The sequence below is a fragment of the Mucilaginibacter sp. CAU 1740 genome, from assembly GCF_039839285.1.
GTDB lineage: Bacteria > Bacteroidota > Bacteroidia > Sphingobacteriales > Sphingobacteriaceae > Mucilaginibacter.
On record NZ_JBDOQS010000003.1, the window covers coordinates 536215 to 553070 of the forward strand.

Genomic DNA, 16856 nt, shown 5'->3' on the forward strand with positions numbered 1-16856 from the left:
TCAAAGAAAAAGGATTTTAGGCCCGGCGATTAACCAAATAATATCAATACTTAGTCGAAAAGTATCATTTTTTGAGAGGTTAAAAACCCTACAACAGATTGGTTATATTTGCTTTAAGCTGATTATTTTGAAACCATTATATACACTTTTTTTACTGCTGACGGTATTTTGCGGCGTTTGCGATGCGCAATCGTACTATTTCAGGCATTACCAGGTTGAGCACGGCCTGTCGCACAATACTGTGTACTGCGCCATACAGGACAGGCGCGGTTTTTTATGGTTTGGCACCAAGGACGGGCTTAACGTGTTTGATGGTTATACATTTAAAACCTTCAGGCATAACCCACAGGATACCAACAGCATAGCTAACAACATGATCCATACCCTCAATATTGATAAACAGGGTACATTATGGATCGGTACTGATGAAGGCCTTGACGAATACAACGAATTATCTGAAACATTTAAGCATATTAATAAGGCCAACATTAACGGGGTACGCAGCATAGTTAATGATGAGCAAAACAACTGTTGGTTTGTTGCCGGTCCGGCATTAATAAAATACGATCCTAAAACCGGTAAAAAAACCGATTACGGCCCCTACCAGCATTTTGATGCCACATCCATAACTATAGTTGATAACAGGGTATGGGTATCAACAACACAGGGTACTATGGCATGCCTAAACCAGGCTACCCGCACTTTTAATAGTTATAATGTTTTTCAGAATACAGAACGGGTAACTACTAAATTCATTGAAAAGATCTTCTCATGCGGCAATGGCAAGGTACTTATCGGCACAAATTCGCAGGGTTTTAAGCTGTTTGATGTAAATGATCACTCCTGCAAAGACCTCCTTTCGTACAACCCCGATGGCACAGCCATTTACGTTCGCGATTTTATAAAATACAGCGAAAACGAGTATTGGGTGGCTACAGAATCTGGCGTGTTTATTTATGATCTGGAGAAAGGAACGTTTACTAATCTTAAAAAGCACTATAACGACCCCTACTCAATATCCGATAACGCGGTTTATTGTTTATGGAAAGATGCGGAAGGCGGTGTATGGGCAGGCACCTATTTTGGTGGGGTTAATTACTATCCTAAACAATACTCAACCTTTAACAAGTTTTATCCAACTCCTGAGCAAAACTCATTAAAGGGCAACGTGGTGCGCGAAATTTGTAAGGATATGTACGGTAACCTATGGCTGGGCACCGAAGATAACGGCCTCAACAAACTATCGCCCGATAAAAAAACCTGGACACATTATTATCCGGCCGGTAAGGGAACTATCTCCAACACCAATATCCACGGATTAATGGCCTTGGGCAACGAACTATTCATCGGTACTTTTGAGCGTGGCCTGGATGTAATGAATATTAAAACCGGCAAAGTTGAGCGGGTTTACCTGGCCGGCGAAGGCCCCAACGACCTGAAAAGTAACTTCATCATCAACTTTTGCCAAACCCGCAAAGGCCTTATTATAATAGGTACTACCCGCGGCGTTTATCGTTACAACCTGGCCAGTCATGATTTTACGCTGATAGATAAGCTGCCGCCTTATGATTTTGTTTATTCGATAATTGAAGATCATAATGGGAAGATTTGGGTAGGTACCGTGCGCGATGGCATTTATTGCTATGACCCGGTAACCAATACCAGCTTTAAATTAGCTTATCGTTACCCGGTTAAAAACGCGTTGAATACCACCACCGTTAATGGTATTTTTGAAGATAGTGACCATATGCTTTGGTTTGCTACTGAAGGTTTGGGTTTATGGCGATACGATCCGGATAAGGATACCTATAAATTTTACGACCTGAACACCGGCCTCCCCAGTAATTATATTTTCAGGGTGATGGAGGATAATACCAAAAACCTGTGGGTAAGTACCACCCGCGGTTTGGTTAGTCTTAACCTGAACAGCGGTTTGATAAAAACCTACACCAAAGCCAACGGCCTGCTGAGCGATCAGTTTAACTATAATTCATCATTTAAGGACGACGACGGCACCATGTATTTTGGCTGCGTAAAAGGAATGATCAGCTTTAACCCGGCCGAGTTTAAACAAAATCATTTCGCGGCACCGGTTTATATTACCGGTTTCCAGGTGCATAACAAGGAAATTTCGGTTAAAGGTGCCGACTCGTTGCTGAGCCGATCAATCATCAACACAAAAAAAATCAACCTCGATTATAACCAGTCATCCTTCAGTATTGATTTTGCCGCGCTAAGCTTCCCTTCGCCCGAAATGACCCGGTATAAATACACAATGAAAGGCCTCGATAAAGGCTGGACCGATCTGAAACGAAACCGCAAGGTTTACTTTACCCAGTTACAGCCCGGCCATTACACTTTTGTGGTAAAAGCTGCCGACAACAACGGGAACTGGACACCTTACGAAACTACTTTAGAAATAAACATAGCGCCTCCGTTTTGGCAAAGCGTATGGGCCTACATCGCTTATTGCTTACTGTTTTTATACAGCGGTTATTACTTGCTAAGAAGCTATCACCGCCGTACCCGCGAAAAAAACAGGCGTATTATCGAAATATTGGAAAACGATAAGGAGAAACAGATCTACAACGCCAAGATCGAGTTTTTCACCAATGTTGCTCACGAGATCCGCACGCCGCTTACGCTGATAAAAGGCCCGATGGAAAAGGTGATCAAAAAGGCCGAGCATGTTCCGGAAATCCAGAACAACCTCAAGATCATGGAGAAAAACACCAATCGCCTGCTTGATCTGACCAACCAACTGCTCGATTTCCGCAAAACCGAAACCAATGGTTTTAGTCTCAGCTTTGTTAAAACCGATATTACCGACCTGGTAGCCGATACTTTTGTAAGGTTTAAGCCAATGGCCGAGCAAAAGAACCTGCATTACACTTTTATCCACCCGGCCAAAAGTGTTTGCGCCTTTGTGGATATTGAGGCGTTCACCAAAATTTTAAGCAACCTTATTAGCAACGCAATAAAATACGGTAATACTGAAGTAGAAATTGAGCTGGAACCGCAAAGCGACAGCGATGTAACTTTTACTATTGAGATACGGAACAACGGGCATCTCATCCCTTATGAAATGAGGGAAAAGATCTTTGAGCCGTTTTTTAGGATGAAGGAATCGGAGAAGCAAATTGGCACGGGGATAGGCTTATCCCTATCGCGTTCCTTAGCCGAATTGCACAAAGGTTTGTTGGTGTTGAATAAATCAATGAATGATTTTAATATATTTAACCTTACTTTGCCAGTTCACCAGGAGAAAGAGTTCGACCTTCACACCACACCCGATGAGTACGAACAGCCAGACCTAAGTAACAGAGAGGAGAATATTGACTTTATGAAACCAGTTATACTTTTAGTGGATGACAACCCTGAGATATTAGATTTTATTTCGGACGATCTGAGCGACAAATACTCGGTACTTAAAGCCCATAACGGACAGGAAGCGCTTGATATGATAGATATCGAAAACATCCAGTTGATCATAAGCGATGTAATGATGCCCGGTATTGATGGCTTTGAACTGTGCAAAACCATCAAAACCAATTTTGATCACAGCCACGTTCCTATCATCCTGCTTACTGCAAAAAATACCCTGCAAAGTAAAATTGAAGGCCTTGAAGTTGGTGCCGATGCATATATCGAAAAACCGTTCTCGCCAGAGCACCTGCAGGTGCAGATAGCCAACCTACTTATCAATCGCAATAAAATAAAAGATCATTTCGCGAGTTCGCCGCTGGCGCACATCAAATCGATGGCTTATTCAAAACCCGATGAAAGCTTTTTAGATAAGCTGAACGGCGTGATCTATAAAAACATCCAAAACGCCGAGCTGGATGTGGAGCAAATAGCCAACCTCATGAATATGAGCAAGCCTACGCTGTATCGTAAAGTGAAAGCTATCTCAAACTTAACTATCAACGAACTGATCAATATCACCCGTTTAAAAGCTGCCGCGCAATTGTTAGAGGAAGGCGATTATAAGATTTATGAGGTTGCTAATATGGTGGGCTACAGCTCGCAATCGCACCTGGGGCGCAACTTTTTAAAGCAGTTTGGTACTACTCCTACTGAGTATCAGCAAGCTAAGCGGAGTAAGGTTAGGCAGGTTTGATATTGATTAAACGACTGCTTTACTTACAATATCCCCGAAGGTCTTCTACCGCGGGTTTAGCGATAGCGTAACCCGTGGGAATAACGGGTTAAGTCTCCGACTTAACCCCAACAAACCAACGTACCATCTGCCACGGACTTGGCGATAGCTTAACCTAACCTATGGCGAATAGCTCATCCAACCTGGTGTTGCTTTTTATTACTTAAGTCAGAGACTTAAGTAATTTTACACCACGGGTTACGCTATCGCTAAACCCGCGGCAGATTACAGATTAAATTACAAAGGAATCTATTTCCTCGTATGCAGCTTGGTCAACGCGAATTGCCCAATCCTCTCTCCTTCATCAACACCATTGGTAATCGACGGCATGTAATGAATCCCCCCATAAAACCTGCTGATGGCAGCTTCCTTAGCGGCCGCTTTAAATGAATCGAACTTGCGCACCGGGATCGAAAACTCCAATTCCGTCGAATCAGCAAACGCAAACTCCTCACCAAACAATTTGCTCAACACCACAGCCGAAGCTGTTGATACCACGCTATGCCCGCTGGTGTACTCAGGAAAAGGTGGCGTTTGCAGCAACGGCGTCCAGCTTTGTTCAATGTACTGGTTGATGTAGGTTTCGGGGCGGATCACTTTGCTGCGATATTTTTCATCCCAGCAATTAATGAAACTATCGGCAATAACCACCGCTAAACTGGCGTAAGCCTCGGCGCTACGGATGTAGTCGACTTTGGCTTTACGGCAGGCCAGTGCGGTGATATTGATCCAGTGTCCTCCCGGTGAGATCTTCTTGGTGGCAAACATCGTGTGCCCGTTAATATTTACTTTAAAAGGGTTGTCATCCCAAAAGGTAGCGATGGTAGTTTGATCATCGGTTAAATGCTTGCCGCTATCATGTACCTCCATGGCCAGTTTATAAAATTCGCTACCCGGAATATTTGAAAATGTAAAAGGGTGCAAAGGCTTAAACTGCTGCGCCGAATCGAGCAGGAACGGGCGGATCTCATTCCAATGCGGCTCGATGCCTTTCATGTAAGCCGGCGGGGTTGGTTTCCAGCTGGCATCATCGGTTTGCACATCGTATTTGGATAGCGAGCGGGTATGTTTGTAGTTATCCTTACCAGCCCATTTAATGATCCTGTCGGCTATGAGTTTTCCGTAATCTATCGAATTTTGATAAACACTATCAGGCATGTCGGTATCTTTAAACTCCTGCATCAACTTATCATGAAAGCTCTCGATACGGCCTTCGCTCATGATCAGGATCTTGCCAACAGTCAATACCGCGTGCGATGCGGCTAAAGTGTAGCAGTATTGCTTACCGGTAATTGGTTTGGGTACAGAATCAAGTCCCTTAAGCTGGCCTTCGAGCGATAGATATTTTGAATCGCCATTGCGCGCGGCTTCGTAAGCAGCTACACTGATATAAGCATAAATACGGCTGGCAACCGGCGGCGAGTAAATATCATGCCTTACTACATCGGTAACATCTTTTATGGAGCGATGGATGAAATCCGGGTTTTCGGCCGCCTTTTTCCAGGGTTTATTGCCGCATGATGAACAGGCTATAATAAGTACAACAAAAGTTGCAAAGTAAAAACGCTTCATGTTGATGAGCAGAACGGGGTTAATCAGTTTAAATTGGTTGCCATAAATGGCTGTACATCAAAGCTAACAGTTAATGCCGATGTAAGTATAAGCCGATACTATTTAACCAACTTTTGATACAATTTGCAGAAGCTAAAAGCGCGAAATCCATTTTCTTTACAGTAGCTTATTGCGTTGTAACCAATAAGTTAAGGCTTAACCAAAGCATAAACCATCAACTAATTATTAACCATTGCTGCATGATTAAAAGTTTACCCCTAAAGCTTAAACTACCTATCTTCTTACTGATATTTTTTTGTTTCGGTTGTTCAAAAAAACAATCGGGGCCAACACTTTTTAAATTGCTTGATGCCTCGCAAACCGGTATCGATTTTAAAAACACCATTACCGAAAGCGACAGCATCAACATCCTTAACCACCCCTACCTGTACAACGGCGCGGGTGTAGGCATTGGCGATTTTAACCACGATGGCCTGCCCGATGTTTATTTTGCAGGCAACATGGTGGCCAATAAACTTTACCTCAATAAGGGCTCATTAACTTTTAAAGACATTACTGACGCCGCTGGCGTAGCGGGTAACGGCGATTGGTATGCGGGTGTATCGGTTGTAGATATCAATAATGATGGCTGGCAGGATATTTATGTTTGCTCATCTTTTAAAAGCAGCCCCGAACACCGCAAAAACCTGCTTTACATAAACCAGGGCACTAACAAAGATGGTGTACCAACTTTCAAAGAATCGGCAGCCGCTTATGGCTTACAGGATACCGGTTACAGCACCCAGGCCGTATTTTTTGATTACGATCACGATGGCGACCTGGATATGTACCTCCTCACCAACTTTTTAGGCAAGGAAACGCCGGTAGCCTATCGCCCTAAATTAACAGATGGCAGCGCAACTAATAATGATCGCCTGTATCGCAACAATGGCAACAATACTTTCACCAACGTAACCAAAGATGCTGGTATTTTGATAGAAGGGTTCGGCAACTCGGTATCTATTTGCGATGTAAATAACGATGGCTGGCCGGACGTATATGTGGGTAACGATTTTATATCAAACGATGTGCTTTGGGTAAACAACAAAAACGGCACGTTCACTAACCGCGCGGGCGAGTATTTTAAACACACGGGCTGGTCGGTAATGGGATCGGATATGGTGGATATCAACAATGATGGCAAGGCCGACCTGGTATCCTTAGAGATGCTACCCGAAGAGAACGTACGCAAAAAAACCATGCTGGTGGGCGATAATTATATTACCTACATCAACAATAAAAAATTCAATTACGAGCATCAGTATATCCGCAACGTATTGCAGTTAAACCAGGGGCAAACTCCCGCCGGTCACCCACAATACAGCGAGATAGCCTACCAGGCGGGCGTTTACCAAACCGACTGGAGCTGGACACCCTTAGTTGCCGATTTTGATAACGATGGCTACCGCGATATGATGATCACCAACGGTTACCCTCGCGATGTGACGGATCTGGATCATGCCCTGTACAGCAACGACCAAGGGCGTACCGTTAAAGAAAATACCACCTTAGCCGCAGCCGATTCATTCCCGGTAGTAAAAACATCAAGCTACGCGTTCAAAAACTCGGGAGGTTATCTGTTCAAAGATCAATCGAAAGATTGGGGCATTGTAAAACCTACCTTCTCTACCGGAGGCGTTTATGCCGATCTGGATAACGACGGCGACCTTGACCTGGTGATCAATAATATTGATGATGACGCTTTTGTTTATGAAAACACAGCCAACACCAAAACTCAGATAGCCAAAGATCATAATTACCTGAATGTTGCCTTACAGGGCGATACCAAAAACCTTGGCGGGTTTGGTGCAACAGTCAGGATTTATTACAAAGGCAACCAGCAATTTTATGATCAACAGCCTTGCCGCGGTTATATGAGTACTGATGATGCACGAGGGCATTTTGGTATATGTTCATCTTCAACTATTGATTCATTAAGGGTGAGATGGCCCGATGGCAAAACACAGCTGCTTACTAATGTAAAAGCAAACCAAACACTTAATCTGCAATACAAAAACGCGGCGGGATATTACCCGCCCGATGCGCCGGGTAAAATTACGCCAGTTTTTCAACCCGCAAATAATGCTACGGGCATTAAATATGTGCACCAGGAAAAAGATGCTATCGACTATAACATTCAACCTACCCTGCCCCATAAGCTAAGCCAGTACGGCCCATGTATTGCCGTTGGCGATGTGGATGGCAATAGCTACGATGACCTTTTTGTTGGAGGATCGGCAGGCAACAAAGGCGTATTTTTTATGCAGGATGCCAGTGGCCATTTCACTATGGATAATAACCGTTTTATTCACGAAGAGTTTAAAGAAGAGGAAGATATGGGCGCGCTATTGTTTGATGCCAACGGCGACGGCTTCCCTGACCTATATATAGCCAGTGGCAGCTACGAGTTTCCGAAAGGGCACACCACCGCGCAGGACAGGCTTTACATCAACGATAAAAAAGGCCATTTTACACGTGATCTCACCGCAGTACCGGTTGAATATGACAATGGTTCATGCGTACGCGCTGCCGATTTTGATGGCGATGGCGACCTTGATCTGTTTGTTGGTTCGCGGTCTGTTTCCGGCTCGTACCCATCATCGCCCGTTAGTCACCTGCTGCGGAATGATGGTGGTAAATTTACCGATGTAACTGCACAGCTTTGCCCGGATTTAGAACACGGAGGTATGATAACCGACGCGCTATGGTCAGATTTTGATAAAGATGGCAAAGCCGATCTGGTGGTAGTTGGCGAATGGATGCCGATAACTTTCTATAAAAATAATGGCCGTGGTTTCAGCAAAATTAAATCGGGCATTGATGATCATGTGGGCTGGTGGAACAGTATCGTATCCGGCGATTTTAACAACGATGGCAATATTGATTATGTAGCAGGCAACTTAGGCCAAAACTCAAACTATAAAGCCTCTTTCGAACAACCGATGACCATTATGGGTAAAGACCTTGACGGAAACGGATCATTCGATGCTATGATATTTTGCTTTATGAAGGATGAGGATGGCTCACAAAAGCCCTTCCCGATGCATACCCGCGATGACCTGATCAGTCAGCTCATCTCCATCCGCAAAAAATACCCAAGCTACCGCGGTTTCGGCCACGCTACCATGAATGATCTGTGGCCCGAAAAAGACAAAGAAGGTGCCGTGGTGCTAAAAGCTACCGATATGAACACCAGCCTCATCACAGGAAAAGGCAACGGAACTTTCAGCATCAGCGCGCTGCCACAAGAGGCCCAAATGGCCCCGGTTTACGGTATGGTAGTTAAAGATGTTGATCACGATGGCAACCTCGACCTCATAATGGTTGGTAACGATTTTGGTATGGAACCATTTACCGGCCGTCATGATGCTTTTATGGGTTTATATATGAAAGGTAATGGTAAAGGTGGTTTTGCAGGCTTAACTGTAGCTAACAGCGGGATATATATTTCTGGTGATGGTAAAGGTTTGGCAAGCGTACAATCAGCCAAAGGCAGTCTGTTGGTGGCTACTCAGAACCAGGATAGTGTTAAGGTATTCCGTAATACGGCTGTGATTCCTGGCAAACGGTACATCAAACTAAAGCCTGACGATTTTTATGCCGATGTCACATTGAAAAATGGAGGTAAGAAACATGTGGAGTTTTATTATGGGTCAACGTACCTGTCACAATCATCAAGGGTTTTAGAATTGGATGGGGATGCAGGCGATGTTACGATTACGAGTTATAATGGAAAAAGGAGAAAAATATAATTAAGAATTAATCAGGTAATACTGAATTTGCTTCAGTATCCCATTATACTGAGCTGTTGTGCAAGCAGGCCCGTGTTTGGGGCTTCCAAAACACGTTTGGCATAAGAGATTATTTAATAAAAACGGCCTCGGCGATATGCCAGGGCCGTTTTTATTATGCTACTTCGCCGCCAATCACTCCATTTGAGACACATATTTAGGGGGTTAACACTATTTTCACTAATTATCAATTTAAACGCCTGAATATCAATAAAATAATCAAATGTTAACCCTAATTTCTGTTAACCCCTGTTAACCCCCAATTTCCCCAGCTACCGCGGGTTTATCGATAGCGTAACCCGTGGGAATAATAGGTTATTCTCTGACTTAACCCCAACAAACCAACATGACACCTGCCACCAACTTAGCGGTAGCCTAACCTACGGCGAATAGCTAATCCAATATGGTTTTACTTTTTGTGACTTAAGTCGGAGACTTAAGTGATTTTACACCACGGGTTACGCTATCGCTAAACCCGCGGCAGATTATGGATAAAAAAGAAACGCCAGGCATGCTGCCCGGCGTTTCCCATAAATATAAAAACTAATGTTATTGCTTATTCTTGCTCAACACCGAAATCCCGGCATCAATATACTGCCCTCCTTGTATTTGATTACAATGGATAGCGATCACATTTTTGCCATTCAACCTCAGTGCCGCTTTACTTTCAGGAGTCATTTGCACAATGGCATAGCCTGAGGTGTAGCCTTCTTTTATGGCGGCTTTAACACCGTTGATGTAAACCTCGCAGGCATCATCATGATGTAATGAAAGTACCAGTTCATCTTTATTTATGTTAGATACATTCAGCGTGAACTCCTGCCTTATCCAGATATCCTTACCATCCCAAACGGTTTTAACAACAGCGCCTGGTGTTTCTTTTGTACCGAAACCAGCCTCGCCCTGTTTCCATGCGGCATCGTTAAACTTCTCGCCAAACCAGCTATCGGCAGGCTTATCAAAAGTGTATTTCCAGGTACGGGCACTGTTTTTTGATGATGGCAATACCTCGCGGATATAGGCTTCGCCATGGATGATCTTATCATTCGAGGCTTTGATGGTTTCAACCGGGGCTTTTACAATTTCACGGTCGTAGGTCATTAAGCCGTTTAGTTCAACTTCTACGTCGGTGGTTTCAGTGTAAACTGCAGCGCTTAAGCCTTCGTTCGTTTTGTAGATTACCAGGTCGTTAGCAAACTCATCGTACAGGTTGGTGTAAGCCTTTTGGTTGTCCATCATAATATAAGTAGGACCGGTTTTCCAGGTGTGATCAGGGATGATATAACCTATACCACCATACTCGCCACAAGCCAAAATTTGCGTTTTGCTTGATGGTGCTGCAGGTGGCGGATAGCTGTGGATATCCAGGAAATCGCCCACACCAAAATGGCTGCCACCACTGGCCTGGTTAATTAAACGCGAGTTATCCAGGTTACGCACCAGATTAACCAATCCCGGAGTATTGTGCTGTCCCTGCGATTCATTAAACACTACCCAGGTTACAATAGAAGGTGAGTTCCAGTGGGTTTTGATCATGCGGGTAAGTTCCGAAGCGTAAGCAGCGGTATCGACCGGTGGCGTATGTTCGGTATATGAATTGGCCGACGGCATATCCTGCCAGATCAATAAACCTAATTTATCTGCCCAATAATACCAGCGGTAAGGTTCAACCTTAATGTGTTTACGCACCATGTTGTAACCAAAATTCTTGATCATTTGCAAATCGTTTTTGATGGCTGCGTCAGTTGGCGCGGTATAAATACCATCTGGCCAAAAACCCTGATCCAACGGACCGATCTGGAATAAAAACTTATTATTCAGGAAAAGTTTTTTGTAACCGTCCTGATCGCCCATGGAGATCTTGCGCATCCCGGCATAGCTGCTCACAGCATCTACCTTTTTACCGCCTTCTTCTAAAGTGATATCCAGATCATACAAAAACGGTGAGTCCGGCGACCATAATTTGGCATTTGGCACCGATACTTCAAAATCGGCATTCGGCTGACCTGAAGTTGTGCTCACAACATTGCTGCCATCTTTAACTTTCACATTAACGGTATAGCCTTGGGCTACTGCCGAGGCAATGTTTAATTTAATAACTGATTTATCAATATCCGGAGTAATACGAATATCATTGATGCTTACAGCAGGCACAGGCTCCAACCAAACAGTTTGCCAGATACCCGTAGTTGAGGTGTACATAATACCTTGAGGATGCAATGACTGCTTACCACGAGGCAAACCGGCATCATCAGTAGGATCATAAACCCTTACGGTAATATCCTGCTCACCGGCACCTTTTATTGCCGAAGTGATATCGTAGCTAAATGGATCATAACCGCCCTTGTGCACTCCCTGGCTTTTACCGTTTACAAAAACTTCAGCCTCGTAATCAACAGCGCCGAAGTGCAACAGGATATGCTCGCCTTTCCAAGATGCAGGCACAGTGAATTTACGACGATACCAGATGCGATCATGTTGCTCCATCACCCCCGATAGTGCAGATTCAACAGGGAAAGGCACCAGGATAGTTTGCGACAATTTACCTTGCGGAACAGCTTCGCCCGCGATGCCTGGCTGATATTGCCAAAGACCATTCAGGTTCATCCATTTTTCGCGGGCCAGTTGCGGGCGCGGATACTCTGGCAATACATTTTTAGGATCAACATCTTTGGCAAAGCGGGTCATTAAAACCGCTTTTTTGGGGTGCCATTCCTGCGCCTGTACAAAATACGGCAACGCGGCAGCGGCAAGTACAATAAACTTTTTAATGTTCATAATTGTAGGTGATAAAGCCGGGCAAGCAGTTTCCATCAAACCACCTTAACCGACCATATTGGCTTTTAAATTAATTATTTCGCACTAAAAGTATAGGATAATTTAAAGCGATTTTAACGTTTGGTTATGTTTGATCGGTTTTGAAGAAAAGTTGATACGATTTGTTGCAGGCACACCACAACTAATTAAAAAAGCAGGAGAAGGCACCCCACCTTTCCTGCTTTTTTAAACTAAGTAAAACTTTTACTTAGCCGGCTTCACGCCTTCGCTGGTCATGATCACCCGTTTGATGCTGCCATCTTTATTGTAATACAAATAATCGATACAAACCGAGCGGTGAAAACTGCCTGCATCCGGCACCAAAGCGCCGTTATGATAAATAAAATATGATTTGCCTTTAAAATCAATAATAGCCTGGTGATTGGTGTTTGAGTTGCCGGCAAGTTCATTAATGATGCCTTTGTACACCCAGGGTCCATTAATGCTTTTGCTCATGGCATAAGCTATTTTTTCGGGGAACTCGTATGCGTATGATAAGTAATACCAGCCGTTGCGGTAATGGATCCAGGGAGCCTCTGTGTAGTGAGGGAGTTTAATGGTTTTGATCTCGCCGTCAAGTTCGGTCATGTTGCTTTTTAGTTTGGCGTAGTAGCAGATGCCATTGCCCCAAAACAGGTAGGCTTGTCCATCTTTATCAATAATTACCGATGGGTCGATATCATCCCATGAATGGCTTACAGCTTTGGTCATATCATTGGTAACCAAAGCGCTGCCGCGGGCATCCTTGAATGGCCCAAGCGGGCTATCAGATACGGCTACGCCTATCGCCTTGCCGGGAATAGTGCCATGTTCAGCCGCTACATACCAGTAAAATTTACCATTACGCTCAATTACCTGCGATGCCCATGCATCAGCTTTGGCCCATTTAAATTCTTTTACATTTAATGGTGATAGGTGTTCCGTCCAGTTCACCATATCGGTTGTGGTGAAGCAGGTCCAATCGTGCATGGTGTAACCGTTATGTCCAGGGGCGGCTTCATCGTGACCGGTGTACAGGTACACTTTGTTTTTGTAAACCATGGCCGCGGGGTCGGCAGTGAATTTGTGGCGGATAATGGGGTTGCCATCGGAATGGAAGGTTGTATCGATGGTGGTGGCGTAGCTCGAAAAACTCCCAAGCATCAGGCTTGCTGCTATTATATATTTAGATATTTTCATCATCGTATCGCATGTTCAAGCGTCCGCGCTTGAATAATTTGGGATGTGAGCGTCCACGCTCACGATATTAAACTTTACAGGATAGTAAGCGTGGACGCTTACTTCGCCTATGGTTCAAGCGTGGACGCTTAAACCTGCGTTTCTTTTTTAATTCCCTCCCTTGGGAGGGGTGCGGCGGGTAAGTGTAGTGGCAGGGAGGGGTTTGTGCGCCATGCTAACGAATGTGTATGGCGCACAAACCCCTCCCTACACCCTCCCAAGGGAGGGAATCGCACAATCCTGCCCTCTTTTATTTTCTCCTTCTCATAGGCAACACTCGAATCATTTCCCCACCACCGGCCAATCATCAACCCAATCCAACTTCTCTACCCTCAACTTCGAAATCCCTCTATCAGCCGCATCATATCCATGGAAAATAATATAATCCACATCATCAAAAGTACTTACACCATTGTGCCCTACGCCGTACCAATGTTCATCACCTGCCAACAGGATACTACCACCACCTTTATTCATAGCGATACCATCCTTGTCAACATAAGGCCCTTGCAATTTCTTTGATCTGCCGATGACCATCTTGTAAGTACTCTTCGGCCCTTTGCAGCAATAATCTATCGATGCAAACAGATAAAAATATTTGCCATGCTTAAATATAAAAGGCGCTTCAATAGCGTTACCGCCGGCATCAATCGGGTTGCCATCTACGGCAGGTAAGTTCTCTGCAAGCGTTTTACGGCGGGTGGCTATGGTTGGGATCTTATCCAGATCTTCGGCAACGCTCAACCTATCTTTAGTCAACTTTACCAACTTCAACCCATCCCAAAACGAACCAAAAACCAGGTACGGCGTACCATCCTTATCTGTGATTAAATTAGGATCGATAGCGTTCCAGTTGGTTTTACCGGGGATAGATTGGATCACCTTGCCATGGTCAACCCAATGATAAGCCGGATCATCGGTGTGCAGTGTTGTATTAGTTGCAACCCCAATTGCCGAGGTGTTTTTGCCAAAGGCCGATACCGAATAAAACAGGTAATACAATCCGTTATAAAATGAGATATCCGGTGCCCAGATATGGCCTTTAAAACCGGGGATAGCATCAACCGCCCATTGCGGGGCGGTAGCGAATACCGGCTTTTCCACTTTCCAATGGATCCTATCCTTTGACGACCACATGGCAATCCCGTTTCCCGTGCAGAAGATATAGTAAATACTATCCTGCCGGGTCATCACCGGATCATGCACCGAAATGTCAGTCCTCAGCTCCTGCGCGTTACTGAAAACGCGTAGGAACAGGAAAGATATGATCAGGAGAAGCTTTTTCAATTGTTATTTATTTTTAAGCCTTACTATTTTAAAGGTGTAAGGCTCAACATCAAGCTTTAAAATATTGCCCGAAACGTTGATAGTGCTGTTTTTCGGGCTGATAGCTGTAGGTGTCTCCAACGAGTTAACCGCATCTTTATCATCGCTTCTTAAAGTAACTACGCTGGCTTGTTTCTGATAACCTTTCGAGCCATTAATTTTAAAACTGGTGCTTTTTGCAGATGCCGTACTGTTCACAAATTTGATCACCAGTTCGTTAGTATTTTTATCAACGCTGGCAGTGGCAAAGCAACCATCCTGCCCGGCTACGGCTTCGTTATTAAACAATAACGGCACTACATCAGTTCCTTTATTTAAGGAAAATAATTGCTGTACATAATAATTGGGCGATCCGTACGAGTTGAGGTTATCGAACCAGATCAGATCGGGCGTCCATTGCCAGCCTTCAACATGGGCAAACAGCGGAGCATATGATGCCATGCGCACCACATCAGCATTACGCTCAAGACCGGTCATGAAAGCGGCTTCGGCCAAAGCACACTCCCAGGTGTTTTTGTTTTTAGGGCTGCCGGTTTGTACGCTTTGCGCGGCGTATTCGCCCGCGAAGATCTTAGGGCCTTTGCGGTCATAATTATCATAGCGTTTGGCATGTTCCAGGAACCATTTAGGCGAGGCGTAGTAGTGCTCATCCAAAATATCGGCACCTAAGGCACGGAAAGTTTTGTTCAACAGATCAAACTCTTTACCACCGGGGAAAGGGCCAACAGCCGATACTATTTTCACATCGGGATATTTGCCTTTGATGGCTTTGGTAAATGCTTTCCAACGTTCAATATATTGTGGCCCCCATTGCTCATTACCCACACCTAACATTTTTAAATGAAACGGTGCCGGGTGACCGAGATCGGTACGCAGCTTACCCCATTTGGTATTTACATCGCCATTGGCAAACTCGATCAGATCGAGGGCGTCCTGAATGTATGGATCCAGTTTATCCATCGGCACCAGCTCGCCGGTGTTAAACTCGCAGGCCATACCGCAGTTCAGGATAGGCAGTGGTGACGCGCCGATATCTTCGGCCGTCATGAAATACTCCATAAAGCCCAAACCGAAAGTTTGGTAATAATCGGGTGTTGGGCGGTGACTGAACTCTGTATTCCAGCGATTAATTATATTGGTACGCTGATCAACCGCGCCGATTGTTTTTTTCCATTGATAGCGGGTGTTTAACTCTCTGCCTTCAACAATACAACCACCGGGGAAGCGCAGGAAACCCGGTTTCATATCAGCCAGTTTTTGCACCAAATCAGCACGTAAGCCGCCCGGACGGTTTTTCCACGTATGTTCCGGGAACATCGAAACCATATCCAGATCGATAATGCCTTTGCCGCTCATCCAAACATACAGCTGTGCTTTTTGCACGGTAGCCGAAGCTTTAAATTTTACGCTGTAACGGTTCCATTCTTTATCAGTAGGTGTAAGCTCGGCTTTGCCGATGATGGCATTTTTATCGTCACGTAGTTCGATGTTAAGCTTTATATTTTGTTCCCCTTCCTGTTTGGCCATTACAGAAAAGCTATACTCTTCACCCTCTTTAATACCCATACCACGGAAACCCTCGTTCGATAAACCGAACGATCCGCCGGCCGAATCAATATAAACTTTTATAAAATGGGCATTCTCAGGTTTTTCTTCCGCGCGGTTAATTACCTCTACGCGGCCATCACCGCCATCTTTCTTTTGCTCATCCCAACCCATCAAAGGCATATTAAACTCGAACGAGCGGTTTTTTACCAGCTCGGCATACACACCACCATCGGCAGCAAGGTTAATATCCTCAAAAAATATCCCGTACATATTGGGCGAGATTTTCGCCTTTACCTTATCGGCAGCAATGGTGTATTGCGCCCTCGCGCTGTTGGCACTCAATGCACCCGCGGCGCAGAGCATTAAAAAAGCTTTCCTTAGCATCT

Annotated in this window: 7 protein-coding genes; 2 read left to right on the forward strand and 5 right to left on the reverse strand. The window is 44.6% G+C overall.

All coding sequences use genetic code 11. The annotated features are described in order from the left end of the window. Nucleotides 1-127 precede the first annotated feature (127 nt). A complete protein-coding gene (locus AAFN85_RS09845; RefSeq protein WP_347527013.1) occupies nt 128-4120 on the forward strand; it encodes a two-component regulator propeller domain-containing protein in 3993 nt (1330 codons plus the stop codon). A 288-nt stretch (nt 4121-4408) separates the two neighbouring features. On the opposite strand, the gene AAFN85_RS09850 is transcribed toward AAFN85_RS09845, so the two are convergent. Beyond that, a complete protein-coding gene (locus AAFN85_RS09850; protein WP_347527014.1) occupies nt 4409-5731 on the reverse strand; it encodes a vanadium-dependent haloperoxidase in 1323 nt (440 codons plus the stop codon). 239 nt (nt 5732-5970) lie between these two features. Between AAFN85_RS09850 and AAFN85_RS09855 the strand changes: the two genes are divergently transcribed. Then, nucleotides 5971-9522, forward strand: coding sequence for a VCBS repeat-containing protein (locus AAFN85_RS09855; RefSeq protein ID WP_347527015.1), 3552 nt, complete (start codon nt 5971-5973; stop codon nt 9520-9522). A 588-nt stretch (nt 9523-10110) separates the two neighbouring features. Here AAFN85_RS09855 and AAFN85_RS09860 read toward each other — a convergent pair. From AAFN85_RS09860 to AAFN85_RS09875, 4 genes are all read right to left on the reverse strand, one after another. Next, nucleotides 10111-12339, reverse strand: a complete 2229-nt coding sequence (locus AAFN85_RS09860) for a sugar-binding domain-containing protein (protein ID WP_347527017.1) — start codon at nt 12337-12339, stop codon at nt 10111-10113. Nucleotides 12340-12582: 243 nt separating this feature from the next. Then, entirely contained in the window at nt 12583-13560 is a 978-nt protein-coding gene (locus AAFN85_RS09865; RefSeq protein ID WP_347527018.1) for a glycoside hydrolase family 43 protein, read from the reverse strand. Nucleotides 13561-13878: 318 nt separating this feature from the next. Beyond that, nucleotides 13879-14883, reverse strand: a complete 1005-nt coding sequence (locus tag AAFN85_RS09870) for a family 43 glycosylhydrolase (protein WP_347527020.1) — start codon at nt 14881-14883, stop codon at nt 13879-13881. A gap of 3 nt (nt 14884-14886) precedes the next feature. Then, on the reverse strand, nt 14887-16854 hold the full coding sequence (locus tag AAFN85_RS09875) for an alpha-L-arabinofuranosidase C-terminal domain-containing protein (RefSeq protein ID WP_347527021.1): 1968 nt from the start codon (nt 16852-16854) through the stop codon (nt 14887-14889). Nucleotides 16855-16856 lie beyond the last annotated feature (2 nt).